General features: G+C 44.6%; 18 protein-coding genes. 1 reads left to right on the top strand and 17 read right to left on the bottom strand.

Annotation, left to right across the window (positions count from 1 at the left end; genetic code table 11):
- Positions 1–137: 137 nt before the first annotated feature.
- From INP83_RS18775 to INP83_RS18785, 3 genes are all read right to left on the bottom strand, one after another.
- Positions 138–620, bottom strand: a complete 483-nt coding sequence (locus INP83_RS18775) for an Lrp/AsnC family transcriptional regulator (protein ID WP_117392836.1) — start codon at positions 618–620, stop codon at positions 138–140.
- Between the two features lie 367 nt (positions 621–987).
- Positions 988–1,845, bottom strand: a complete 858-nt coding sequence (locus INP83_RS18780) for an RNA polymerase sigma factor RpoD/SigA (protein ID WP_146270665.1) — start codon at positions 1,843–1,845, stop codon at positions 988–990.
- A gap of 481 nt (positions 1,846–2,326) precedes the next feature.
- Positions 2,327–3,874, bottom strand: coding sequence for an alpha-N-arabinofuranosidase (locus tag INP83_RS18785; protein ID WP_219125474.1), 1,548 nt, complete (start codon positions 3,872–3,874; stop codon positions 2,327–2,329).
- Between the two features lie 383 nt (positions 3,875–4,257).
- On the opposite strand from INP83_RS18785, the gene INP83_RS18790 reads away from it, so the two are divergent.
- A complete protein-coding gene (locus INP83_RS18790) occupies positions 4,258–4,965 on the top strand; it encodes an NUDIX domain-containing protein (protein WP_146270669.1) in 708 nt (235 codons plus the stop codon).
- Between the two features lie 74 nt (positions 4,966–5,039).
- Here the strand turns inward: INP83_RS18790 and INP83_RS18795 are convergent, their stop codons facing one another.
- From INP83_RS18795 to INP83_RS18860, 14 genes are all read right to left on the bottom strand, one after another.
- Entirely contained in the window at positions 5,040–6,725 is a 1,686-nt protein-coding gene (locus INP83_RS18795; protein ID WP_219125475.1) for a sodium/sugar symporter, read from the bottom strand.
- Positions 6,726–6,783: 58 nt separating this feature from the next.
- The gene (araA, locus tag INP83_RS18800; protein ID WP_219125476.1) at positions 6,784–8,280 is read right to left on the bottom strand and encodes an L-arabinose isomerase; all 1,497 of its coding nucleotides are present in this window, start codon (positions 8,278–8,280) and stop codon (positions 6,784–6,786) included.
- Positions 8,281–8,293: 13 nt separating this feature from the next.
- Positions 8,294–9,661, bottom strand: coding sequence for a glycoside hydrolase family 27 protein (locus INP83_RS18805; RefSeq protein ID WP_219125477.1), 1,368 nt, complete (start codon positions 9,659–9,661; stop codon positions 8,294–8,296).
- Positions 9,662–9,665: 4 nt separating this feature from the next.
- Positions 9,666–10,364, bottom strand: coding sequence for an L-ribulose-5-phosphate 4-epimerase (locus INP83_RS18810; RefSeq protein WP_219125478.1), 699 nt, complete (start codon positions 10,362–10,364; stop codon positions 9,666–9,668).
- Positions 10,364–12,076 (bottom strand): ribulokinase, encoded by a 1,713-nt coding sequence (locus tag INP83_RS18815; RefSeq protein WP_219125479.1) that lies wholly within the window; start codon positions 12,074–12,076, stop codon positions 10,364–10,366. Before INP83_RS18815 ends, INP83_RS18810 begins: the two co-directional genes overlap by 1 nt.
- Before the next feature lie 318 nt (positions 12,077–12,394).
- The gene (locus INP83_RS18820; protein ID WP_219125480.1) at positions 12,395–14,695 is read right to left on the bottom strand and encodes a S9 family peptidase; all 2,301 of its coding nucleotides are present in this window, start codon (positions 14,693–14,695) and stop codon (positions 12,395–12,397) included.
- Positions 14,696–14,833: 138 nt separating this feature from the next.
- Positions 14,834–16,237, bottom strand: a complete 1,404-nt coding sequence (locus INP83_RS18825) for an aminopeptidase P family protein (RefSeq protein WP_219125481.1) — start codon at positions 16,235–16,237, stop codon at positions 14,834–14,836.
- A gap of 65 nt (positions 16,238–16,302) precedes the next feature.
- The gene (locus tag INP83_RS18830; RefSeq protein ID WP_219125482.1) at positions 16,303–17,787 is read right to left on the bottom strand and encodes an aldehyde dehydrogenase (NADP(+)); all 1,485 of its coding nucleotides are present in this window, start codon (positions 17,785–17,787) and stop codon (positions 16,303–16,305) included.
- Positions 17,788–17,948: 161 nt separating this feature from the next.
- Entirely contained in the window at positions 17,949–19,361 is a 1,413-nt protein-coding gene (locus tag INP83_RS18835; protein WP_219125483.1) for an APC family permease, read from the bottom strand.
- Between the two features lie 39 nt (positions 19,362–19,400).
- Positions 19,401–21,173, bottom strand: coding sequence for a DUF885 family protein (locus tag INP83_RS18840; protein ID WP_255563190.1), 1,773 nt, complete (start codon positions 21,171–21,173; stop codon positions 19,401–19,403).
- Between the two features lie 56 nt (positions 21,174–21,229).
- A complete protein-coding gene (locus INP83_RS18845; RefSeq protein ID WP_219125484.1) occupies positions 21,230–22,132 on the bottom strand; it encodes an AraC family transcriptional regulator in 903 nt (300 codons plus the stop codon).
- Between the two features lie 256 nt (positions 22,133–22,388).
- Positions 22,389–23,633, bottom strand: a complete 1,245-nt coding sequence (locus tag INP83_RS18850; protein WP_219125485.1) for an FAD-binding oxidoreductase — start codon at positions 23,631–23,633, stop codon at positions 22,389–22,391.
- Between the two features lie 88 nt (positions 23,634–23,721).
- Positions 23,722–24,723, bottom strand: a complete 1,002-nt coding sequence (locus INP83_RS18855) for a 4-hydroxyproline epimerase (RefSeq protein WP_219125486.1) — start codon at positions 24,721–24,723, stop codon at positions 23,722–23,724.
- Between the two features lie 5 nt (positions 24,724–24,728).
- Positions 24,729–25,667, bottom strand: a complete 939-nt coding sequence (locus INP83_RS18860) for a dihydrodipicolinate synthase family protein (protein WP_219125487.1) — start codon at positions 25,665–25,667, stop codon at positions 24,729–24,731.
- Positions 25,668–26,071: the final 404 nt, after the last annotated feature.

The raw sequence follows: 26,071 nt of genomic DNA on the forward strand, positions 1-26,071 counted from the left end.
TGATTTTTTGCTTCTTTTGTATCAAGACAAAAGAAGTAGCCCTTGCGGCAATGAGCGGACTAACTTTAATTGAAGCACAAGCTTGTCCTAAAGAGATTACTTCGTTCCTCGCAAAGACGTGTTGTGATAAAAGCCCCCTACTTCCCTTTCGGCATCGTAATAGGGAAACTGGTTTCCCTCTTCGCCTCCTTCAATACGAAAGTACTTTGCACTGAGCCTAAGGGCACTACGTTAAAAAGCTTCTTCATTAAAAAATCGTGGTAGGTATCAAGGTCTTTAACGGCAACACGAAGAAAAAAATCAAACCCGCCCGACATTTGGTAACACTCCAACACCTCTTCAAAGGTTATCACCTCCTCTACAAAGTGGTTCAGGTTTTCGGCGGAGTGGTCACGGAGTTGTACCTGGGTAAAGGCCATTAAGCCGCGGTCAATCTTTTTATGATCGAGGATAGCAACGTAACCTTTTATGTAGCCCTGCTCCTGCAGTTTTTTGATCCGTTCGTATATAGGTGTAGGGGTTTTATTAAGCCGCTCACCAATTTCTTTATTGGTTAAACGGGCGTTTTCCTGCAAAAGCTGCAATATTCTGATATCGGTACTATCAAGCGAATTGAGCATCGTTAAAATATTATTCTAAAATTTGATCAAAGACCGCCAATGGCGCGGAATAATTTTCCATTAAGATATCCAATTAAAGATTAAACATCCAAATAAATAAAATATTATAGAACACATCACCTTTTGCTGCACCTTTGTATCACTCAAACGGATGGGAGTAGTTAACCCAATGGCCCGTAAGAGTTGATTAAGCATCACGCTTAAAATATCAGTTAGTTTTAGTTTAGTAAATAGTTTAGTTAGTTAGACAAAGGGCTGCCACGACAAACGTGACAGCCTTTTTCTTTTACACCCTTTAGTAAAAAAACAAAAGGCTGCCGCAACCACGCAGCAACCTTTCTCAGTGTATAGTTAGATCAGTTGGTTTTTAAAAGAATAGCGCCATTTTGCGCGATGCAAGTTCGGCGAGTTTGCTCATGCCGGAGTTTTTCAATTGCCTCACCCGTTCTGATGAGATACCGAAATTTAAAGCTATATCTATTGGTGTTAAGCTGTAGTCGCCTTTAAGGCCGAAGCTAAGCTCAATAACGGCACGCTCTTTTTGGCTCAGTTGCGACATCAGTTTTTCTACGTAGTAACTTCTTGATTTAGTATCTATCTCACAAAAATCAGCCTCTTCCCAGTCGGTTAAACGGTCTGACAGGGTGAAATCGCTATCCTCACCGCCAACTGGCATATCCATACTAACTGTACGCCCGCTGTGCATAACAGAATCCTTTACTTTGTAAGCAGGTACCTGCATACTTTCCGCCAGTTCTTCGGCACGCGGGTCGCGCTGTAACTTCTGCTCAAGTGTGCTTTCGTATTTACGCATTTTGGTAAGCATATTAATATGATTATCAGGCAAACGCACAGTACGGGTTTGTTGCGATATGGCATCCATTATAGCCTGGCGAATGTACCACACGGCAAACGAGATGAACTTGAAACCCTTGCTTTCGTCAAAGCGATGCGCAGCCATAATGAGGCCTGTATTACCTTCGCTTATCAGATCTGCAAGTGGCAAACCCTGGTGCTGGTACTTTTTTGCTACAGATACCACAAAGCGCAGGTTAGCCTTTACCAAACGTTCCATTGCGGCCTTGTCACCCTGCTTAATTTTGCGGGCAAGCAATACTTCCTCCTCTACGTTTATCAGGTCTACCTTAGCTATATCCTTAAGGTAACTCTCCACTACTTGCGACGAACGATCGGTGATCGTTTGGGTGATCTCCAGGTTTCTCATAAAGTATTCTATTTAATGCCGCTGATATTTATGCGGCTGTTATCAAATAGCAATAGGTGCTTGGTTAAAATCAAATGTCAGCAACCACAGATACACATGCTACTATTACAATAAACTTTAGATAATTACCCTGTTTATTTAAAATTTTCAGATTAAAATTCTAAAAGCCATAAAAAGCAGTGGGATAAAGAGAAAAAAAGTCTGAATGACGCGTACAATAGTGTATCTTTTACAATAGGGTAAATACACTAAGCAGGCAGTTAAAAAAGCGAATTTAAGATGAAATTTTATACTTAAAACAACTGTTTTATCGACATTTACATTAATCCTTAGCAGGACGTTATACGGCTGTATAAAATACACTAAGCCGGTATCGGTTTTATCCAATTCCGGCCGTGTAAACTAACAAACTGAAACAATTATCAGGCGCTCTCACCAACGCCTTTTAAACACAAAAAAACACACTTTAATTACTCAAATCTTATTTGAGTGCAAGTACCACTACCGAAATAGCCGGCAGCGTCACTTCTACCTTATTACCTTTAAGTACGGCGCCTTTAAAAACAGCCTCTTTAACTTTGTCTGGCGAAGCAAAAGTATTGCAGTCGCCGGTTTTAGCTGATGTAAGGATAGTACCGCTTACGTTTTTAAAGCTCTGGCCATCTAAATTAAGCGTGATGGTTTGCTTTTTAGCAGGATCGATATTGGTTAAAGAAACATGCACTACCCCGTCTTTATCTTTAGATGCAGATGCCGATACGGCCGGCAACTTATCTTTACCGAAACTATAATCGGTGTTGCTTACACGTGTTGGCAGCTTGGTAGCATCCTGATGCACATTGTACATTTCCATTACGTAATATGTAGGGGTAAGTATCATTTTGTTCTCTTTGGTAAGGATAACCGCCTGCAGTACATTAATACATTGCGCAAGGTTAGCCATACGTACCCTATCGGCGTGGTTGTTAAAGATGTTTAGCGTTGTGCCGGCTATCATGGCATCGCGCATGGTATTTTGCTGGTAAAGGAAACCAGGGTTTGTTCCTTTCTCCACATCATACCACCCGCCCCATTCATCAACTACAAGCGCGATCTTTTTCTTTGGATCGTATTTATCCATAATACGGGCATGCTTGGTAACCAGCGAGTCCATTTGCAGGGTGCGCTGCATGGTGGTAAAGTACTGCTCGTCGCTAAAGCCTGTTGCAGGGCCTTTATGGTTCCACTCGATAACAGCATAATGATGCACTGCAACCCCTTCTATCAAGTGCTGGGGGATGTTCTTCATCAAGGTCTCTGTCCAGTTGTAATCATCATCACTTGCGCCCGATGCAACACGAAAGATCTTAGTTTTCCCTTCAGAGCTCCCCATAAAGGTGGAGAACTTGCGAAATTCATTTGCATAATATTCCGGCGTCATGTTACCGCCGCAACCCCAGGCCTCGTTACCAACACCCCAGAATTTCACGTTCCAGGGCTTATCCCTGCCATTTGCCTTGCGCAGGTCAGACATAGGGTTTTTATTATCTGAACTGGTGTATTGAACCCAGTCAGCCAGTTCCTGCACCGTGCCACTGCCAACATTGCCGGCCACATACGGTTCAGCACCCAATAACTCGCAAAGGTTAAGAAAATCATGTGTACCAAAGCTGTTATCTTCTACAACGCCGCCCCACCATTTATTAACAATAGCCGGGCGTTTGTCTTTAGGGCCTACGCCATCTTTCCAATGGTAAGTATCTGCAAAGCAGCCACCCGGCCAGCGCAGGGATGGGATTTTCATTTTTTTGAGCGCCGCTACAACATCGTTACGCACACCATTGGTGTTAGGTATCTTAGAGGTATCGCCCACGTAAAACCCATCGTAAATTCCTCGGCCCAAATGCTCGGCAAAATGGCTGTAGATATACTTGCTGATAACTGGATCTGCTGCCGTATTTTTCAGATCGATATCAACAGTGGTTTGCGCCCGTGCAATAGCTACAGAAAATAACAAAGCACCAAAGCATGTAAAAAAGTGCAATTTCATTATGTGTATTTAATGATGTGATCAAGCAAGAACAAGGCTGGTTAGGCCGTAAGCAACTCTAACTTTGAGAGGCTGTTTTATAACTGGTATTTAGCTACGAGCTAAACGTTAGCACAAGATAAAAATTAATTGTATAAAAACACTTTATTTTTAAATTTTATAATTTGCTCTACAGTCAAGTATATGGGATAGTTGCATCAACTTTAATTAATTTATAAACAACACTTTATGGTTATAAGATTTTTAGATCATGATAATTTGAGCTGACTCAATAAGCCGGCAAATTGATGTTTTATATACACTTGTTTTAACATGTGTTGACCAGCATGAAAATTTATCGTTATAAATGATATTTTTACAAAGAAATTTTAACACAATTATAAATGACCGGCTATAACAATGAAGCCCGTATTGTACAAGCTATTGACTGCCTGGTATTTGGATTTGACGGTGAAACGTTAAAGATACTGCTGATAAAAAGAGGCTTTCAGCCCGAAAAGGGAAAATGGAGCCTGATGGGCGGTTTCGCCAAGATGACCGAAAGCCTTGAGCAAGCATCCAACAGGGTTTTAAAGCAGCTTACCGGTCTTGATGGCATGTACCTTGAACAGTTGCATACCTTTAGCGAACCAAACCGCGATCCCGTTGAGCGCACCATTTCTACCGCATATTTCGCCCTTATAGATATCAACAAGTACAAACAGCAACTTAATGATGATTATCATGCCGAGTGGTTCCCGTTAAAAAAGATGCCCAAATTGATATTTGACCAGCAGGAGATGGTTGAACTGGCGCTTAAACGCATCCGTTACAAAGCTGCCCTGCACCCTATTTTATTTGAATTGCTACCGGGCAGATTTACGATACCACAGCTACAAATACTTTACGAAAGTGTTTACAATACCAAGATCGATAAACGTAATTTTAGTAAAAGGGTGCTCTCTACTGGACTATTGGTTAAGCAGGAAGAAAAAGACAAGTCGGGCTCAAAAAGAGGTGCGTTTTATTACCAGCTTAATATGCAGAAGTACTACGCCAAGTTCCAGGCGTTCCTTAATTTTATACCTAATCCTACCAATCTTATCAGTTAAGTAATCCTTTAAAAATATGAATGTAAAAAGGCAGGGCTTACCACCCTGCCTTTTGCATTGATCAATATTCGATATTACCAGAATAAGGTATAAATAGCTACCAAAATACCTGCAACGATTACTGCGCCTGCGGTAAAGGCCCTCGACATTTTGAACATGCTTGAATCTATTTCAAGGCCATTTGCTTTAACGCCTTTTGCGGTTTCAATTTTAGAAATTATGTACATACCGCCAACACAGATCAGGAATACAAAACCCATACGATCAAGGAATGGGATCTCATAAACTTTGTCGGCGTTGAGCTTAGAGAAGCCGTAAGGCGACAGGAACTTAAGATTGGCAAAATGCGGCAGGAACTTAAAGAATACCGAGAATACAAAACCGCCGATTGTAGAGAATAAAGCGGCGTTTGATGTAGCCTTTTTCCAAAAGAAGCCCAACAGGAACATGGCTAAAATACCTGGGGATACAAAGCCTGTATATTCCTGTATGTATTGGAAGCCCTGTTTGCCTTCGCCCATCAATTGCTCACCAATTACCAAAGACATCAGTACGCCCAAAAGCATAGCTACTACCACTGATATCTTACCCAGGTTAACCAGCTGGCGGTCATTAGCGGCAGGATTGATTGCCTTTTTATAAATATCGAGCGTAAAGATAGTGGCGATGCTGTTTGCCTTACCCGCCAGTGATGCTACAATAGCCGCTGTTAAAGCTGCAAACGATAGCCCCTTTAACCCGGATGGCAGGAGATTAAGCAGTGATGGGTAAGCCTTGTTAACATCAAGCGTGCCTTTTGAACTTAACATTTCCTGGTGGAACATCCCCTTTTGATAAAGCACAAAGGCAGCTATGCCAGGGATAACCACGATAACCGGCATCAGGATCTTTAAGAACGCCCCGAATAATAAGCCACCACGCGCCGTTTTCAAATTTGCGCCAAGGGCACGCTGTGTAATGTATTGGTTACAACCCCAGTAATTAAGATTTACGATCCACATACCGCCTATCAATACAGAAAGGCCGGGCAGATCAAGGTAATTAGGATTATCCTTTTTGAAAACCATGTGGAAGTGATCGCCGGCCTCGCGCTTCATGATGGTTAATCCGTTCAGGATACCGGTTGTGCCTGATTTTTCGCTTAACAAATTCAAAGCGATGTAGCTGGCTACCAAACCACCCAATACCAGGAAGAACACCTGGATAACATCAGTATAACCAATCACCTTCATACCGCCCAGGGTGATGATGATGGCAAACACAGCAAGGAAAGCAATACATATATTGATACCGATGCCCGAAATACCGCTAACGGCCAATGCACCCAGGTAAAGGATAGACATCAGGTTCACCACAATGTAAAGCAACAGCCAGAACACCGCCATGATCATGGCTACCGTTCCGTTGTACCGCTCATGCAGAAACTGCGGCATAGTAAAGATCTTATTGCGCAGGTAAACCGGAATAAAAAATATGCCCACTATCACCAGCGTTAAGCCGCCCATCAGCTCGTACGTTGATATAGCCAGCCCCATTTTAAAGCCCGAGCCGCTCATGCCTATCATCTGCTCGGCAGAGATATTTGATGCAATTAGCGATGCACCAATGGCCCACCAGGTCAATGAACCTTCGGCCAAAAAGTAATCTTTTGATGTTGCATCCGCATTGTGCTTGCGCTTGTACACCCAAAAGCCATACAGTGAAACAATAACAAAATACACCAAAAAAACGGCGTAGTCTGCTTTGGTTAGTTCATTCATTTTAGGTTCTCCTCAATAATTTAATCGGTAGTAATTGGTTTAATTAGGTTTAGAACGTTTAATTGGTTTTATAGTAATTGTCGTTCCATCTCAGCTGGTTAAGCAGATCAGGCAATTTAGTATCTTTTCCGATACGGATAAACTCGAGGCCGGCCATATCCGCAAAATCCTGCATGTGCTCTGCAGTAAGGTTTTGGCTGTACGCAGTGTGGTGCGCGCCGCCGGCGTAGATCCATGCTGCACAACCGGTTTTCATATCCGGCAGTGGTTTCCATAACACCCGTGCTACCGGCAATTTCGGCAGGTCTTCTATTGGGTCGATGGCTTCCACCTCGTTAACAATCAATCGGAACCGGTTGCCCATATCAACCAAAGAAGCATTGAATGCCGGTCCTGCGGCCACGTTAAAAACCAAACGCGCAGGATCTGCCTTGCCGCCAATACCTAATGGGTGCACTTCGAGTTTGGCCTTGCCATTGCTTAATGATGCATCTATCTCCAGCATGTGCGAACCTAAAACCAGTGCATTGTTAGGGTCAAAATGATAGGTGTAATCTTCCATAAAGGCGTTACCACCTGCTAAACCCGAACCCATTACTTTACAGGCACGTACCAGGGCAGCCGTTTTCCAGTCGCCTTCACCGGCAAAGCCAAAGCCGTCGGCCATCAGGCGTTGTGCAGCTATACCTGGTAATTGCACCATTCCGTGCAGGTCTTCAAACGTATCAGTAAAGCCTTTAAAGCCACCGTCTGTTAAAAATTTGCGTAGGCCAAGCTCTATCCTTGCTGCCTCGTAAACAGAAGAATGCTTATCGCCGCCTTTTTGCAGCGAAGCATCCATGGTATAAGTAGCCTCGTATTCTTTGATTAGTGTATCTATCTCTGATTCGCTTACACTGTTGATCACCGCTACCAGGTCGCCAACACCGTAGGTATTAACGGAGTACCCAAACTTTAATTCGGCCTCTACTTTATCACCTTCAGTTACGGCAACATAGCGCATATTATCGCCTATACGCGCAAATTTAGCACCCTGCCAATCGTGCCAACCGGCAGCGGCGCGGCACCAGGTATCTATCTGGCCTAACACTTCCGGATCTTGCCAGTGGCCAACAACTACTTTACGGTTCTTGCGCATGCGCGATACAATAAAACCGAACTCGCGGTCGCCGTGGGCGCTTTGGTTAAGGTTCATGAAGTCCATATCTATCGAACTCCACGGAATATCGCGGTTATATTGCGTATGCAGATGCAGCATTGGTTTTTGCAGGATGCTAAGGCCTCTTATCCACATTTTGGCCGGCGAAAAAGTATGCATCCAGGTGATGATACCGATACAGTTCTCGGCAGCGTTTGCTGCAGAAAGCGTTGCATATATTTCTTCCGGACTTTTAACAACCGGTTTGTAAACCACAGTTACAGAGATGTTTTTAGCTTCATTTAAACCGCTGGCTATGTGTTGCGAGTGCTCTGCAACCAAACGCAGGGTTTCTTCTCCGTACAAATGCTGACTACCGGTTATAAACCAAACTTCAAAGCTTTTAAGATCTATCATGTTTTATGTTTTGTTATTTATTAATCGGCGACAACCTTAGCAGGGCTGCACCATGTTTATTAATTTTTTGCTGATATGTATTTTGATAAGTGCCGGCGTTTTGCCTCACCCAAAGGTTACGAATAGCTACCTTTCCACCCATCCCAAGTTTATTAAGATCGAGGACCACCTCACCGTCTTTGTCCTGCAGATTAAAAACGGCTGCATAAATATCTTTTGAGCCAGGTACCTTTGAATACCACACCATGCTTTCGCTGTTGTGGTAAAGTTCTTTAGGATCCTCGCCTTTTTGGTTAACGGCCAATACCTCAGGGTTATTCAATAATTTCAGATCAAATGGGCGGTTCTCCGGCATATTGCCACCCATCATTAAGGGCGAACGGAAAATACACCAGAAGGTCATGTGGGTAAGCAATTCATCATCGCTAAACCTGCTGTAACGTTCGGGGCCTACCGGGCCGCGTTTTGATAGCTTGCCTATCTGCAGCATATCACAATCTGGCCAGTGGCCAGGGCTGCCTATGCCCTGCCAGTATCTGGCATAGTTAAACATGTTCATTAACTCCTTCCAGCTATCCCAAAAATCATCGGCCATACGCCATTGGTTGGCATACTGTTTTACATGGTTGGCTTCTTTTACCGGAGTTTCACCCGGAGAAATGCTCATCACCATCGGCCTTTTGCTGTAATTTATAGCTTGGGTGTAACCTTCAATTTCGGCAGCATGGTATGGCCGGGATATATCATCCACCTTAATAAAATCAACACCCCATGAGGCATACAGGTCGAGGATGGAATTGAGATATTTCTGTGCCCCAGGCTTGCTCATATCCAAGCCGTACATGTGGTTCATCCACTCGCATTTGGATGTGGTATCGGCGATCATATCGGCAGTGATACCCTTTGCACCCAGCACAGGCGTTTTTGACCAAACGGCCTGCCGCGGGATGCCCCGCATTACGTGTATGCCAAATTTTAAACCGAGGCTATGCACATAATCACCAAGGGGCTTAAACCCTTTACCCCCAAAGGCCGACGGAAACTTTGTAGGCTGAGGCAGCAACCGCCCCCACTTGTCCATAGTTAGCCAGGGTATAAAAGAGCCATCATATAAATTTTGCTGAAATGGGTTACCGATCTTACTCGCCGGAGGGTTATCGTACGACCAAAGAAAATCGACCACTACATACTGCCAGCCATAGGGTTTCAAGTATTTGGCAAGATAGGCAGCATTGGCTTTCACCTCACTTTCGTGCACTGCCGAGCCAAAACAGTTATAGCTGTTCCAGCCCATTGGCGGGGTTAGCGCAACGCTTTGCGCTTTCGCGAGGTTATCGCTAAGCATTATGGCAATGAGCGCTATAACAATACTCCTTAACATTACCCTATTGGCCATAATATGAATCCGGACCGTGTTTGCGCTGATAGTGCTTATTAATGAGTGCGTCTTTAAGGCGTGGTGCATTGGCGTTGATCTGCTCTGTAAGATAGGCCATCTGCGCAACCGACTCCAGCACGGCGCTGTTGTAAACGGCCTTCTCAGCTGTTTTTCCCCAGGTAAAAGGAGCGTGGTTACCTACCAGTACCATCTCAACTTCTTTAGGGTCTAACCCTTTCTCTTTGAAATGATCCAGTATTTGAAAACCGGTTTGGTATTCATAATTACCTTGTATCAGTTCATCGCTCATTGGTGGCGCGCAGGGTATGTCTGTTGTTAAATGGTCGGCATGCGTTGTACCGAAAATGGGTATACACCGTTGCGATTGCGCCCATGCGGTAGCGTAGGTAGAGTGAGTATGTACTATACCATTGATACCTTCCCAATGCTTATATAAAACCGCGTGGGTTAAAGTATCTGATGATGGGCGCAGGTCACCCTCGATAGTGTTGCCGTCAAAATCAACGATCACCATCTTCTCCGGCGTGAGCTGGCTGTACGGAACGCCGCTTGGCTTAATGGCAAACACACCCAGATCACGGTCTGCTGCGCTTACGTTACCGAAAGTAAATAGCACCAGCCCGAGCTGTGGTAACTGCATATTGGCTTCGTAAGCCGTTTGTTTGATATGTTGATACTTGCTCATTATTGTAAAGTTTCGCCGGCCACAACCTCATGCTTTGCAGATACCTGCGTGGCAATAAAATCACCTAAGGCCCGGTATTGCTGATAACGTTGATTATAGACCTCGTGGTTAGCCTGGTTAGGTTCATAAGACACATCAAACCCACCGCCCATTGCGTCCATCGCTTGTTCAACCGTTTCATAAACGCCTGCCACAACCGCGGCAAACATAGCCGCACCCAAAGCGCAGGTGTGTTTGTGCTGGTGGATGCGAATAGGCATGCCCAAAACGTCGGCCATGGTTTGCATTACAAATTCTGATTTTTTGGCAACACCACCAATACCGATGATGCCTTTAACCGGGATACCCTCGCGGATAAAACGGTCGACAATACTTTTCGCACCAAAACAGGTTGCCTCTACCAGGGCACGGAAAACACGCGGCGCATCAGACCCCAACCCTAAGCCTGTAATGGCGCCACTAAGCAATTGATTAGCATCGGGGGTGCGGCGACCGTTAAACCAGTCTATAGCCAGTTCATTCACCTCATCTATTGGCAAGGCGGCTGCTTGTTTACTTAATTCAGGAATGATCTTATCCAGCATCTCGGCTTTCAATGCATCTGCCACTTCACGAGTGATCAATTTTGTTTGATCGAGAAGATTGTTAAGTGGCCATGACAATAGGTTTTTAAACCATGCATAAGTATCGCCAAATGCTGACTGACCAGCCTCCAAGCCAACCATACCCGGTATAACCGATCCGTTTACCTGCCCGCAGATACCTTTTACCAGGTTACCTTCAATTTCATTAGCTGGTGCTACCAAAATATCACAGGTTGATGTACCCATTACCTTGCTGAGGTGATAAGGTTCTATCTGCCCGCCGACGGCACCCATGTGTGCATCAAAAGCACCAACGCCAATTTTTACGTCGGCTGGCAGGCCCAATCTTTCTGCCCATTCCTGGCTTATTGTACCGGCAGCAACATCAGATGTGTAAGTATCCTTAAATAACCTGCCCGTAAATCCTGCCAATAGCGGATCAAGCGACGAAAAGAAATCATCTGGCGGCAAGCCACCAAATTCTTCGGCCCATAGCGCTTTGTGCCCTGCAGCGCAACGGCTGCGTTTTATTTCTGCTGCATTACTGCCACCAGTTAGTAAAAACGGCACCCAGTCGCAATGCTCTACCCACGAATGACATGCCGACCTAACTTGTTCGTCAACACGTAATATGTGAAGCAGCTTAGCCCAAAACCACTCCGAAGAGTAAATACCACCTACGTATTGCAAATAGTTGATATCAAACTTTGTGGCGTGTTCATTGATCTCTGCAGCTTCTTTGGTAGACGTATGGTCTTTCCAAAGTACAAACATGGCGTTCGGATTGCTCTCGAACCCCGGTAGTAAAGCCAGGGGCGTACCTGCTTCATCTACCGCAACCGGCGATGAGCCTGTAGTATCAACAGATATACCTTTTACCTGAGCCGCAATTTTATCGCCACCGGCAAGCTTGATACATTCTTTAATGGTTTGCTCCAGCCCTTCAATATAATCGAGCGGATGCTGCCTGAACTGGTTAGCAGCAGGTTTGCAGTATAGCCCTTTTTTCCAGCGCTGATATTCGTGTACAGCAGATGCAAGCTCCTGCCCGTTTGAAGCATCGACCAAAACAGAACGCACAGAGTCCGTCCCGTAATCGACACCAATAACATATTGGTTCAAATCCATTTTTATTGTTAAAATAACACTTATTAAATTCAGAATTTAAGATCCGCGCCTAAAAGCAGTAGATCAACTATATTGCTGATTGTTTATAATTGGTTCTGTCCTAATGCCATCAACAGGAATAGGAAATTTTGATTTCGTGACTACTTTGGCTTCGCGCCGGTATTACAATATCAAATATAAAAGATTAACAATATAAATGTATAAAAAACACTTAAATTTTACAAAAGAAAATTGTTGTTAACCACGCTTTATTAAAAAACAGTCATCACGCCTTTAAACGGGGTGATGACTGTGGCTTAACATCAAACAAATGCCACCCTAATTGGCTGCCATCTCATTCACATTACGGGCAGGAGGTTCGGCATGCAGTAGGTGTTTTACAAAGAAGTCCTTCTTCTTTTTTCGGCCGTATGGCCCGCCATCGCTGTGGCCCATGCCCGGCACCATCAGAAAATCGAACATCTTATTGCTTTTGATCAGCGCATCTGCAAAACGGTAGGTTGATTCGGGCGGCACGTTATTATCAGCTTCGCCCACGATCAGCATCAGATCGCCCTGTAATTTACCGGCATTGGTAATATTTGACTGTTGCTCATAATGCGGGCCAACCGGGTAACCCATCCATTGCTCGTTCCACCATTGTTTATCAATACGGTTATCATGGCAGCCACATGCAGATACAGCGGCTTTGTAAAACTCAGGATGGAACAGCAACGCGCCCGATGAATTTTGCCCGCCGGCAGACGTGCCGTATACACCCACCCGGCTGATATCAACCTGTGGGTATTTGGCAGCAAGCGCCTTCATCCACAAAATACGATCAGGGAAACCTGCATCCGCAAGGTTTTGCCAACAAACATCATGGAAAGCTTTTGAACGGTTTGCCGTACCCATTCCATCAATCTGCACCACAATAAAACCTAACTGCGCAATGCTCTGCATCTCGTTAACCACCGAAAAACTTTTGGGTACAAATGAATCCTGCGGACCAGCGTAAATATTCTCTATAACCGGGTAGCTCTTTTGCGGATCCATATTAGCCGGGCGATAAATTACGCCCCAAATATCCGTTTTACCATCCCTGGCTTTTGCAACAAAAACTTCGGGCAGTTTAATACCGGTAGCAAGGAGTTGGTTAACATCACCATGTTCCAATTCAGCCACAGTTTTAAGGGTGGCCGTGTTTTTAAGCACCACCTTAGGGGCTACATTTACCTGCGAATAGGTGTCAACAAAATATTTCCTATCAGGAGAGAAAACAATGTTGTGGTTCCCCCTCTCCGGTGTTAGGTCTACCAGGTTACCGCCATCGTAATTGATGCGGTAAAAATACATCAGGTAAGGGTCTTCTCCTGCATTTCTGCCACTGCCCCTAAACCAGATCTGTTTTTTGCTAACGTCAACACTGTCCACATCGCGTACTACCCAGTTGCCCTTGGTTACCAGCTTTTGGGCTCCGGTTAATTCATCAACCATGTAAACATGGCGCCAGCCGTCTTTTTCCGTCACCCAAACTATTTTGTGGGATTTGGCATCATAAAAAGTGAATATCCTCTGCTCGTAAATAAAGGTTTTTGTTTTTTCATCGATGATGTTGCGGGTTTTGCCGGTGTTAACATCAACCTCAATCACCCTAAAACGCTGGTGACCCCTATCGGCTTTTTCGTAAGTAAAATAGCGGCTATTGCCGTTACGCCAGTGCAGCCTTGGGGCGCCAAAGAAATCTATCTTCTCCGCATCTGTTTTAATGCCGGTTTTTGTATCGATGTTAAACAGGTACTGCTCATAGGTGGTAAATTCATCACCCGGCTGCTCATAATCATGTGACTTTAAAACGGCACGTGTAGTACCAGGAACAGAACTAAGCAGGTAATAAACCTTTTTAGCCTCACGTGAATCAATGCGATAACCAACCAAGTGCCTGCTATCCGGCGACCAGGTCAGTTCGCCGTAAGGCTTTTCTGCATTACCATCAGTTGTCAATTTAATTTCTGTTTGCTTATCGGCAGATCTAACAATAATGTTACCGCCTTTTACAGCCGCTATCCACTTTTTATCGGGAGAGATAGAATCAGTATTTGCGCCTTCCCAACGAAAATGCCTTTCCTGCAAAGGCTTGTCGTTATCATACCGATGGTGCGTCGTATCTTTGGTAAGTTCAACTTTTTTTGTTGCGAGGTCATATTTAAGCCATGCGCCCAAAGTTTTAAAAGTTGCCTGCTTTTTATCCGGACTAAAAAACATTTCTTCAACCCTGAAAACGCAGTCCTTTACAGGCTTGCCTGTTAAACGGCTAACATCGCTGCTGAGTTGGCCTGTTTCGAAAAGTGTGGCTCTTGTACCTTTATCAGCATCCACCAAAATGTATGCTGTTTGATTGTTGGCTGTTTTTTTACCGTACCAAAACTCATTGCTTCCCTGCTCCCAATTGGGCCTGATGCCTGTTAAATAAGGCACTTTCTTAAGCGCCGAATCAAGCGCATCAGCGGCCTTGTAATTTTGCAACACCTCTGCGTGTGTTGGCAGATATGGCGTTGCAGTTTTTTGCTGCGCGCTGGCCGCAGTGCATATGGTTAGGATAAAGATTGCGGAGAATAATGATCGGTGTTGATTTGCCATAACTTTAGTAATGGCTAAAAATAGCGATTAGTGCAGCAAGCAAATGGCTGTAAATTAACACATCATAGCAGGCATTTAACAAAGCAACCCGCATTAATAAGATGCAGGCTGCTTTGATATTATCTGTAAGATCTGGCGTTACGCTCTCAGCGCTTCTATCTCCTGCCTTGTTTTAGGCAGGTATTTGCCTAATAACTGGCTGCCGGTATCAGTGATCAGGAAGTTATCTTCAACACGGATACCTCCAAAATCGCGGTAGGTATTCAACACCTCATAATTGATAAATTCCTGGTATTTCTTTTCGGCCTGCCAGCGGTCTATTAGTTCAGGGATGATATAAATACCCGGCTCAACGGTAAGCACGTAACCAGACTCCAACTCTCGACCTAATCTTAAAGATTTTAGGCCGAAAATTTCAGTTTCCTTCTTAAGTGTATCAGAGTAACCTACATATTGCTCGCCAAGGTCTTCCATATCGTGCGTATCCATGCCCAGCATGTGGCCCAAACCACATTGAAAGAACATGGTGTGCGCACCGGCTGCAACGGCTTCTTCTGCGTCACCTTTCATCAGGTTTACGGTTTTTAAACCCTCAACAAGTTTCTGGCAGGCTTGCAGGTGGATATCCTTATACCTTATACCCGGTTTAAGCATGCTGATGGCATGATCCATTGACTGAACTACAACATCATACAACTCGCCCTGGCGGGTATCAAATTGCTTACCTACAGGGAAGGTGCGGGTAAGGTCGCCGCCGTAATGCATGGCATTTTCGGCGCCAATGTCGGCAAGTACCATATCGCCATCGGCCAGCACGTTGCCATAATAATGCGTGTGCAGCGTTTGCCCGTGTTTGGTAATGATGGCAGGGTAACCCAAGCGCGAATCGCTTGCAATGGCAACCTCATGGGCTTTGGCCACCAGCTCATACTCGCGCATACCCGCGCGTACCGACCTGATCACCGCCAGCTCCATATCAACGCTGGTGTTAACCGCTTTCTCAATTTCGGCAACCTCAAGTGGTGTTTTTATCACACGCTGACTGATAACCGCTTTGATCAGTTCAACCGAAACGTAATTCTTGATGCCATCAAGGTTGGTTTGCAACCACGATGCCAGCTTTATTTTATTCTCCGGGCGATAAGGCGGTAACAAATGGACCTGTCTGCCGGCCAACGTTGCTTTGCCGATATACGCTGCAATTTGCGGATAAGCTTGGGTTTTAGATACGCCTACCAATGCAGCCATTTCGCTAACCGATGGCAACGTACCCGTCCACACAATATCGTCTATGGTAAGATCATTTCCGAAGATGATCTCATCGCCGCTATTGGTATCAATTACGGCAGCCAAACCCGCAACATCGAGCCCAAAGTAGTACAAGAAACTACTATCCTGCCTAAAGGGAAAGGTATTGTCTTTATAATTCATACTGCTTTCATCGTTTCCCATTAAAACGATGATGCCTTTACCGCTCATTTTTTGTTTTAAAACGCTGCGGCGCTGTTCATAAACCTGTTTATCGAAAAGTTGAAGCTTCATGGTATAAAATTAAGCATGCCGGTTATTTGAGTAACCGGCATGCAAATATCAAATAAATTAATGGCTTATTTTTTCCATTCGCCGTTAAACAAGCGCCAGATGTTGGTTGGATTTGCTTGTTGCAAGGCCAGTGGCAGCAAAGTATCGGGACAGTTTTGGAAACACACCGGGCGCACCCATCTTTTAGCTGCGTTGATACCTACGGCAGTAAAACGGCTATCAGTAGTTGCCGGGAAAGGGCCGCCGTGCACCATACTGGCACATACCTCAACGCCTGTTGGTACACCGTTGAACAACACCCTGCCGGTTAATGATGGCAGCATTTGTATTAATTTAGGATGCGCTGTAAAATCAGCATCGGTACCCATAACCGTGGTAGTAAGCTGGCCAGATACCGTTTTTAAAACCTGCATCAATTGTTGCTCATCTTTGCATTTCACCAGTAACGAGAAGGGACCAAATACTTCTTCACGCAGCAGATGATTTTTCAGGAAAGTATCTGCATCTACGGTAGCTACCGTTGGTTCTGCCTGTATATCTGTAGCGCTTGTTGTAGTTTTGGCAACATCAGTTACGCCTTCCTGCTCAAGGGCAGCACTGCTTTTCTTTTCATAAGCCTCATGGATACCTGCGTGCAACATATTGGCCGGTTTAACCTGTTCAATCTGTTGACCAAGGTGTTTGTAAAACTCGTTCAATCCTTCGCCCTCTACCGCCAGCATCAGGCCCGGGTTGGTACAAAACTGTCCCATACCCAAAGTGATGGATCCTGCATATTGTGCAGCCAGGTCGGCGGCGTTTTGCTTAAGGGTATCGGGTAAAAACACAACAGGGTTTATGCTGCCCATTTCAGAGAATACCGGGATAGGTTTTTTTCTTTCTGATGCATACTTCACTAAAGCCAAACCGCCCACGGTTGAGCCGGTAAAGCCTACTGCTGCTGTTTCATCAGCCTGTACCAAAGTCTTGCCCGACTCAAACGATGTACCGTGTACATGCTGGAAAACATCTTCCGGCATGTTGGTGCGTGCAATAGCTTTTTTAATTGCCTGGTAAACCATTTCTGATGTTTCCGCATGGGCAGGGTGAGCTTTTACTACTACCGAACAACCCGCACCCAGTGCACTTGCGGTATCACCACCTGCTGTTGAATAGGCAAACGGAAAGTTGCTGGCACCAAATACCACCACCGGACCAAGCGGTATAAGCATTTTACGGATGTCAGCGCGTGGCAATGGTGTCCTGTCTGGCAGGGCCGTATCAACGCTTGCCTCAACCCAGCTACCCTCGCGCAGCATTTCTGCAAACATACGCAGCTGGCCGGTGGTGCGGCCGCGTTCGCCGGTTAGGCGCGGTAAAGGCAAGTTGGTCTCTTCCGAAGCTTTTTGCAACAAGCTATCGCCTAAGGCCTCAATCTCTTCGGCTATGGCATCTAAAAACTTTGCCTTTTCTTCGGCACTTACTAATTGATATGCTTCAAATGCAGCTTGTGAGCGCTGCATGATCGATTTTATTTCCTCTACACTTAAGTCTTTAAAGTTGTTAGCCATGGCAGATCTGTTTTTATAATACAACGGCATTATGCCACAACAAAAGTATTAAGCTTTTGCCACGTATCACCAAAATTCCTAACCAATTATAGCAATATTTTATCCTGTTGGATTACATCAAACATTGATAAAAGTCAAAAAGCGGTTAATTACTGCGGCATTTATTGATCTGCTATTTTCTTCCTGCCACCCATTAAATAGTACACGGGGATACCTGTAAGGGTGATGATCAATCCGGGATACGTGTAAGCGGGTTTATATTTGATCAATAATATGCAGAACGCCAAGCCCATAATGATGTAGATGATCGGCAGTACAGGATAACCGAATGCTTTGTAAGGCCGCTCGGCATTGGGTTGCTTTTTACGAAGGATGAATATGCCGATTATAGTAAGCACATAAAATATAACCACCACAAAAGAGATCATGTCTAACAGATCGCCATATTTACCGCTTAAGCTCCATAGGCATGCAAAAACGCATTGCAGCCATAAACCTATGCCTGGTACCGAGTTTTTATTTAAAGTGCCAACACTTTTAAAGAACAGGCCGTCTTTTGCCATGGAGTAATACACCCGAGCGCCAGACATGATCAACCCGTTATTACACCCAAAGGTTGATACCATGATCAATAGCGCAATGACAACTGTACCCGCGCTGCCAAATATATGGCGAGATGCTTCTACGCCTACCCTGTCCCTATCAGCAGCGGCAATTTCATGTAACGACAGCACACCGGTATACATCACGTTAATGAGCAAGTAAATGATTGTTACAATGAGCGTACCCAAAGCCAAACTTAAACCGATATTGCGTTTTGGGTTTTTGATCTCACCTGCAATAAAGGTTACATTATTCCACGAGTCGCTGCTGAAGATAGAACCCACCATGGCAGATGCGATGGCGCCAAGCGCGGCAATAGTAGTGTATTGTGCTACAGAGCCGTCCGCATTAAGGCGGTGCATGTCCCAGGCATTTTGCCAGTTCTTGTCCCAGACAGACGTTTTCAGAGCAAACAGTCCAAAAACGATTAACCCCAATAAGCTTAGCAGTTTGGCAATCGTGAAAACGGTTTGCACGATTTTACCGCTCTTAACCCCATGCATGTTTATCCAGGTTAAGAAAACGATGACCACGATAGACAGCAACTGTGCTGGTGATACGGTAACAAAACCGGCATCGAAAATTACGCGCGTCTCGCTTACCTGAGGTACCAGGTATGCTGTAAACTTTGCAAAGGCCACGCCTACTGCGGCAATGGTAGCAGTTTGTATCACAGTAAAAAAACTCCACCCATACAAAAAGCCCACAATGGGTCGGTATGCTTCTTTAAGGTAAACATACTGCCCACCGGCCCGCGGGAACATGGCGCTCAATTCTCCGTAGCTAAGCGCGGCGGTTAACGTCATAAAACCGGTGATAAGCCACACAAACATCAGCCAGCCGGCACTGCCTACATTGCGGGTAATATCTGCGCTCACAATGAAAATACCCGAGCCTATCATACTGCCTGCCACCAGCATGGTAGCATCCATCAATTTTAGTGAAGGCTTAAAGGTTGTGTTGTTCTCCATAATTGTTGCCAAACGGCGGGCTTGGGTGTATCTGTTTAATTATTTACTGAAGTTGTAAAACTTCCAGCTGGTGGTAAAGTCTTTGGTAAGCGGCTGATTGGTTAGCGTAGCCCGCAGCATTTCAATCGGGATCAGGTTTTCTTTCATCGCCGCATCATGAAATTGCTTAAAGGTCATTTTGCCGCTATCAACCAGTTCTCTTTTCAATTCAAATAATTGCAAGCCACCCACCAGGTAAGCCACCTGGTAAAGCGGACTGTAGCCGCCTTCGAACGACCGCCTTACTTCACCTTCGGCGTTAGCTCTTTCATGTCCAACGCGGTCAACCAGGAAGTCGATACATTGCTGCGGTGTCCAGTTACCTAAATGATAGTTAAGCGAGAATATGATACGTGCACAGCGGTGCATGCGCCAGAACAGCATTCCTACACGCTCTTCGGGTGTTTTGGCAAAGCCTTTATCATATAGCAATAACTCCCAGTATAAAGCCCATCCCTCAACTGAAAACGGTGTACCAAAATCCTGGCGGTAGGCTTTGTAACGGCTGTTCATAAAATATTGCAGGTTATGGCCGGGAATCAACTCGTGCTGTACAGTTCCTCTCGAGAAATAAGGATTATTGCCACGCATGCTCATCAGCCTGTCCTGGTAATTCATGCTGTTGGTTGGGTACGAGATACTGATCTCCTTCCCCCCTGTAAAGAACGGATTAACCAACTGCCTTTGCGGCGACATCATGACCATGCCCCAGGTTTCTTCGGCAAGGGGCGGTATGGTTATCAGGTCGCGTTGTTTGATAAAATCTATCGCATCGTTATATAATTTAACGATCAGCTCCGGCTGGTGCCCAACAGGCACATAGCTATTCTTTACTTTCTCTAAAGCTTTTTTCCAATCGTTGCCAAAGCCCATTTCCTGTGATGCCTTTAGCATTTCCTTATCGCACCAGGCAAACTCCTGGTTAGCAAGTTTTATCAGTTCTTCCGGCGTGTAAGGTATCAGTTCGGCTTGCAGTTGGTTTATCAGATCCTGCCTGCCAATGGGTACGCCCTTAATACCACTGTTATCCGGCTTTTGTGTGGTATTTAGTTTTCCCTTTGTTAAAGCCAGCTTACTGTATTTATCAAGCGCTTCATCCAGTTGTTTGTAAGGCTGCGGAACCCACCAGGTAAATCCCGGGTCATATGTGTTATAAAAGCTGTAAAAACTTTTTAACCTCCCCTTTAGTCCGCGCAATTCTGCTTGCAGGGTTTTGGCTACCGGCATATCAACTGATTGCAATTTGCCGTAATTTATGGTATCTGCTTTTAACTGCTGCGAGATCGTATTCAGTTCAGCGGCGACCTTCTCACCATCGAGGTACTGGCCACGACGACGTTTCTGTTCAAGGGCGTATATTCCGTCGGCAAAAGAAATGTACTTGGCTGCCTGATTATATAAGTCGCCTTCTTTATTCAGATCTTTAAGATCGGCGTTGATACGTTTCTTCAGCAAGATATAATCTACCTTACCGTAGATGCTCATGCTGTTAAAATCAACAGCAGCCATTTGTTTAAGGTAATCACTATCTATCTCGGTTAAACGCTTGCGCTGCTCCGGAGAGTTGATCACATCCTGCCGCCACTGATCTTCGCCTTTGTCGTTGTAAGAATAAGGCGAATAAAAGTCGCGAATGGCGTTCATGTCCTGCCCATATTTGATAATGGTGCCGGCCATTTCGCTGGTTTGTTCGTAAAGGTTTGTGTTTATCGGGGTTTGGGCAGCGGCGCTAAACGCGCAAAATGCCAGCGCGTGAAAGGAAAATCCTTTCACAAAAGTTTTAAGGGTTAGCACAATAGTTTTAGTTAAGCGTAAATGTAAAGCGGCAATCAGCCTGCAGCCCGGTTAAGGCTTATCATGTTGTTGTTATAAGAATCAAGATAGCCGCGTGGCGAATTACCTATAACACTCCTGAAAACCCTGTTAAAGTTGGTGATGCTTTTAAAGCCGCATTTGTAAGCAACTGTGTTGATGCTTTCAAATTTGTGGGATATCAGTTTTTTACAAGCTTCATTGATACGGATATCATTTAAGAACGAAACGAAGGTATGCCCGGTATGCTTTTTAAAATAACGGCAAAAAGATTCCGGCGTCATGTAAGCAACTTTAGCAACATCCTCAAGGGTAATTGATTCTGAATAGTGCTGCATGATATAGTTGTAGATGTTACCTATCCGTATCCCCTCGTTCTCGGTTATGCCGGGCAGGTTGCCGTAAGTTGATAATGGAGAAAGCTTGGTTTTAATGCTGGTAAGCGTTTTGAGCAATTGAAAAAACTGCACCAACTGATCCGGACCACCGGATTTTTGCAAGGCTATCATAATTTGAGATAGCTTGTCGATCACATCATGTGGTATCTTAACTCCCTGCTGATGCTGCTGGATGAACATCAGAGATGGTTTTAACTCCGGCAAATTGAACAGCGGCGCCAACACATCCTGCGGATCAAAAAAGATAGTTAATGCCTCTATGTGTTTGTTAGTATTAGGCGCAAAATACTCCGGGTTACTTTTGAAAACATGCGGAAGATTGGCCCCGATCAGAAACATATCCCCGGCAGAATAATCGTGCATATTATTACCGGCAATCAAGGTACCTTCACCTTGTTGGATCCAGGTAAGCTGCACCTCTTTGTGACGGTGCAGGTATGGATAGTGGTAAGGCAACAAAACCTTTTCTGCGATAACGCTTTTATCATGCGGTACCGGGATGGTAAATTGTAATACTTTCATAATGCGGCTCTGATTTCACCGTTAATTTACCATTACTTAACATATTTTGCTAAATAAATTATGAATTAGGTTAAAATACGGGCAACAATAGGTAATTTTTTAACATATCTTAATTCCTGATTGTAAAAACTAAAATATAAGTTGTTGAAAATTAGGCCAATAAAATATTATAGACTACAAAACAAAAGCCCGCTACATCTGTGCGATGAGCGGGCTTAACTTATATACAAGTTGAAAGTAGGGGCATTAAATGAAATCAGTTCCTGTCCGGGGCAAAATCTGCTACTTTGATGGTAGTTGTTTTGCCGGAGATGATCTCGCTGGTTAACAACCCGGTGGCAGCGCCGAGGCTAAGCCCCATCATTCCGTGGCCGGTAGCCAACGTTAAGTTTGCGTAGTTTTTTGTCCTGCCTATATAAGGTAAGCCATCGGCAGAAGACGGACGGAAGCCAAACCAAATATCTTTCTGTTCGGGAACCGCGGGTTTCAGGTCAGGGAAATATTTAGGTACCGACTCTACGATACCTTTTACCCTATTCATGTTGATGCGGGTGTTAATGGCATCCAGTTCCATGGTACCACCGTAGCGCAAGCCGCCGTTCATTGGTGTTATGGCAACCCTCGCCTCTGCAAGCAACGCCGGAATGTGCATGGTATCACTATCGTCGGGTACATTAAAAGAGTAACCCTTGCCCGGCATCAGCAATACATTTACCTTTAACATTTTGGCAATTGCCGGCGACCATGAGCCACCTGCTATCACATATTCATCAGCCGTAAATTTCTGGCTACCGGCAATTACGGCAGTGACTTTACCATTATTGCTCTCAATTTTTGTAACCTCTGTGTTGCTCAGCAATTTTGCGCCCGATGCCTTTAAATACTTTATTAAAGCAGTCATCAGCTTGTTGGGCGATAGGTGCGCATCGCAACGGTAATGTACGGCGCCCAATACATCAAGCTTTAAGTTAGGCTGAAGTTGCTTGCATTCTTCAACGTTCAATACTGCCATATCAAGGCCTAACTCGCGGCCTTTTTCTGCCAGGTGCGATTCTTCTTCGGCAGCTTTTTCTGTTTTGTAGAACATCAGGATGCCTTTTTCAACCAGGTCAAAATCAAAACCCGGTTCGGCATTCAGGTCTTCATACAATTTTTTGCTCAGCAAAGAAAGTTCTGTAAGCGGAACAGCAGAACGTTCTACGTGATCGGCCGTAGCTTTTTTCATGAATTTAAGTCCCCATTTGATCAGATCGGGGTTTAAAGACGGCTTCACATAAAACGGACTTTTGCTGTTAAACATCCATTTGATACCTTGCGATAACATGCCGGGCGTTGCCAGCGGAATAAAATGGCTGGGCACTATCATGCCCGCATTACCGTATGAGCAGCTGTCAAGCATATCGCCCTTATCCAAAACAGTAACATCATGCCCGGCCTTTTGTAAATAGTAAGCCGTGCTGAGTCCTATAATACCACCACCAATTATGAGCACATTTGCCATCTGTATTCAGCTATAAATCCCCCGGCAGGGCCGGAGGATATGAAGTTCTAAATTAATTTAAAAGGAAATTACAATTTGATGCCATGTATCAGATCACCTGGAAACCATGTGCATAAGGGTCGTCATCATCAATTTTGATGGTGTTGTAACCATAAACCTTGGCCCAGCCTTCTACGCTTGGTATAATGGCATCGATGTCGTTAATTTTAACCACATCTTCAACCTTACCAATAAATTTACTGCCGATGATACTCTCGTGTACAAATGGCTGGCCTACCTTAAGCTTACCTTTGGCAAACCATTGTGCCATACGCGCAGATGTGCCGGTACCACAAGGCGAGCGGTCTATAGCTTTATCGCCATAGAACACTGCATTACGTGCAGTAGCATCTTCAGATAAGGTTGCACCTGCCCAAAGGATGTGCGAACAGCCGTTAATTGTTGGATCCTGCGGATGCACAAACTGGTATTTTTCGTTAATGCGTTTGCGCAATACCTGGCTCCAGGCAATTAACTGCCCTGCGGTATAATTCTCCAGTCCCTTAAAGTTTGACTGGGGGTCAACAATGGCATAGTAATTACCGCCGTAACTTACATCAACCTTAAGCATACCCAGATCAGGACATTCAACTTCCAGATCAGTTGCAGCAAGGTAAGAAGCTACATTTCTCAGTTTAACCGAGGTCACTTTTTTACCTTCCTGTTTGTACTCTATCAGTACCAGACCGGCAGGAGCCTCCATACGTACAACGCCGGGAACCTTTGGCTGCAGTAAACCTTCCTCAATGGCGATGGTGATGGTACCGATCGTACCATGACCGCACATCGGCAGGCAGCCGCTGGTTTCAATAAACAGCACGGCAACATCATTCTGCGGATCGTGAGGCGGATATAAGATACTCCCCGACATCATATCATGGCCACGCGGCTCAAACATCAACCCGGTGCGTATCCAGTCGTACTCTTTTAAAAAGTGCTGGCGTTTCTGGCTCATGTTGTCGCCCTGTAAAGTAGGGCCACCACCCGCAACCAGCCTTACCGGATTACCGCAGGTATGAGCATCAACGCAGAAAAAAGTTTTATTTGCCATATGTATTAAACAGCCATCTCGGTTACAGCACCCCAGCTTCCTACAGGCAATTGAGGCCTTTTAGCAAGCGCATCGTTGATAACTTTTAGTACGCGCTCACGCTCAGCACCAATTAATGGTAAACGTGGTGCACGTACGTTTTCGGTACCGATACCGGTAGCAACTTCTGCCAATTTAATATATTGTACCAATTTAGCATGTATATCAAGCTCTAAAACCGGCAAGAACCAACGGTAAATTTCCAATGCTTCAGCAATCCTGTTGGCTTTTACCAAACGGTAAATGGCAACGGTCTCTTTAGGGAAGGCATCAACCAAACCTGCAACCCAACCATCAGCACCCATTACAAGGCTTTCCATTGCCAGCGGATCAACACCGGTAAAGATTTTAAACCTGTCGCCAAAACGATTGATCATACGGGTTACGTTTGATACATCGCGGGTTGATTCTTTAACCGCCTGGATATTATCGTAAGCAGCAAGTTCTTCAAACATATCCAAAGTAACTTCGATCTTGTAATCAACAGGGTTGTTGTAGATCATGATGGGTAATTTGGTGCTTTTTGCGATAGCAGCAAGATAAGCTACAGTTTCGCGTGGGTCGCTGTTGTAACGCATGGGAGGTAATACCATCAAACCATCAGCACCATTGTCATATGCTTTTTGTGCATAAGCCACAGCCGCTTTTGTGGTTTGCTCGGCAATATTCAACAATACCGGTACTTTACCCTGTACATATTCAACCGTATGTCTAAGCAGCGCAAATTTTTCATCATCAGACAAAACGCTGGCTTCTCCTAACGATCCGCCTAAAATAAAACCCTCGGCACCGGCTTCAAGCTGGGCATCAAGGTTAATATCAAAAGCATTAAAATCTAACTCGTCGTTATCAGTGAATTTGGTGGTTACAGCAGGGAACACGCCCTTCCATTCGAAGTTTATCATTATTAAAAATTTTTACAAAACTAATTTACTTTAAACTATCCTTAAGCCAGTAATTTATCAGGCATTAACCGTATTTTAACCATAATACATTAAATACAGGCTATCAACGGCTAATTAATGCCTATTTCAAACCTAATAACATTGATATCACAGCTATAAATAACAAAGTTAAATTAAGCTTATTTTAGTTTAAACACCGTAAAGATAAATTCCCGTTAAAATCCTTTTCACTATAAAACTTGCCATTACTACTTATATATTATCATACAATAACCCTTAAAACAACCCAAGCTATATGGATAGTATTCATTAGCAATGCCGGCTTTTATAGAAAAATAACGCGGAGAAATAACTCATTAGTGCAAACAGGTTAAAATACTGCTATCAAAGGCAAAATTTTATAA

It is taken from the genome of Mucilaginibacter sp. 21P (genome assembly GCF_019331605.1).
Taxonomy (GTDB): domain Bacteria; phylum Bacteroidota; class Bacteroidia; order Sphingobacteriales; family Sphingobacteriaceae; genus Mucilaginibacter; species Mucilaginibacter achroorhodeus.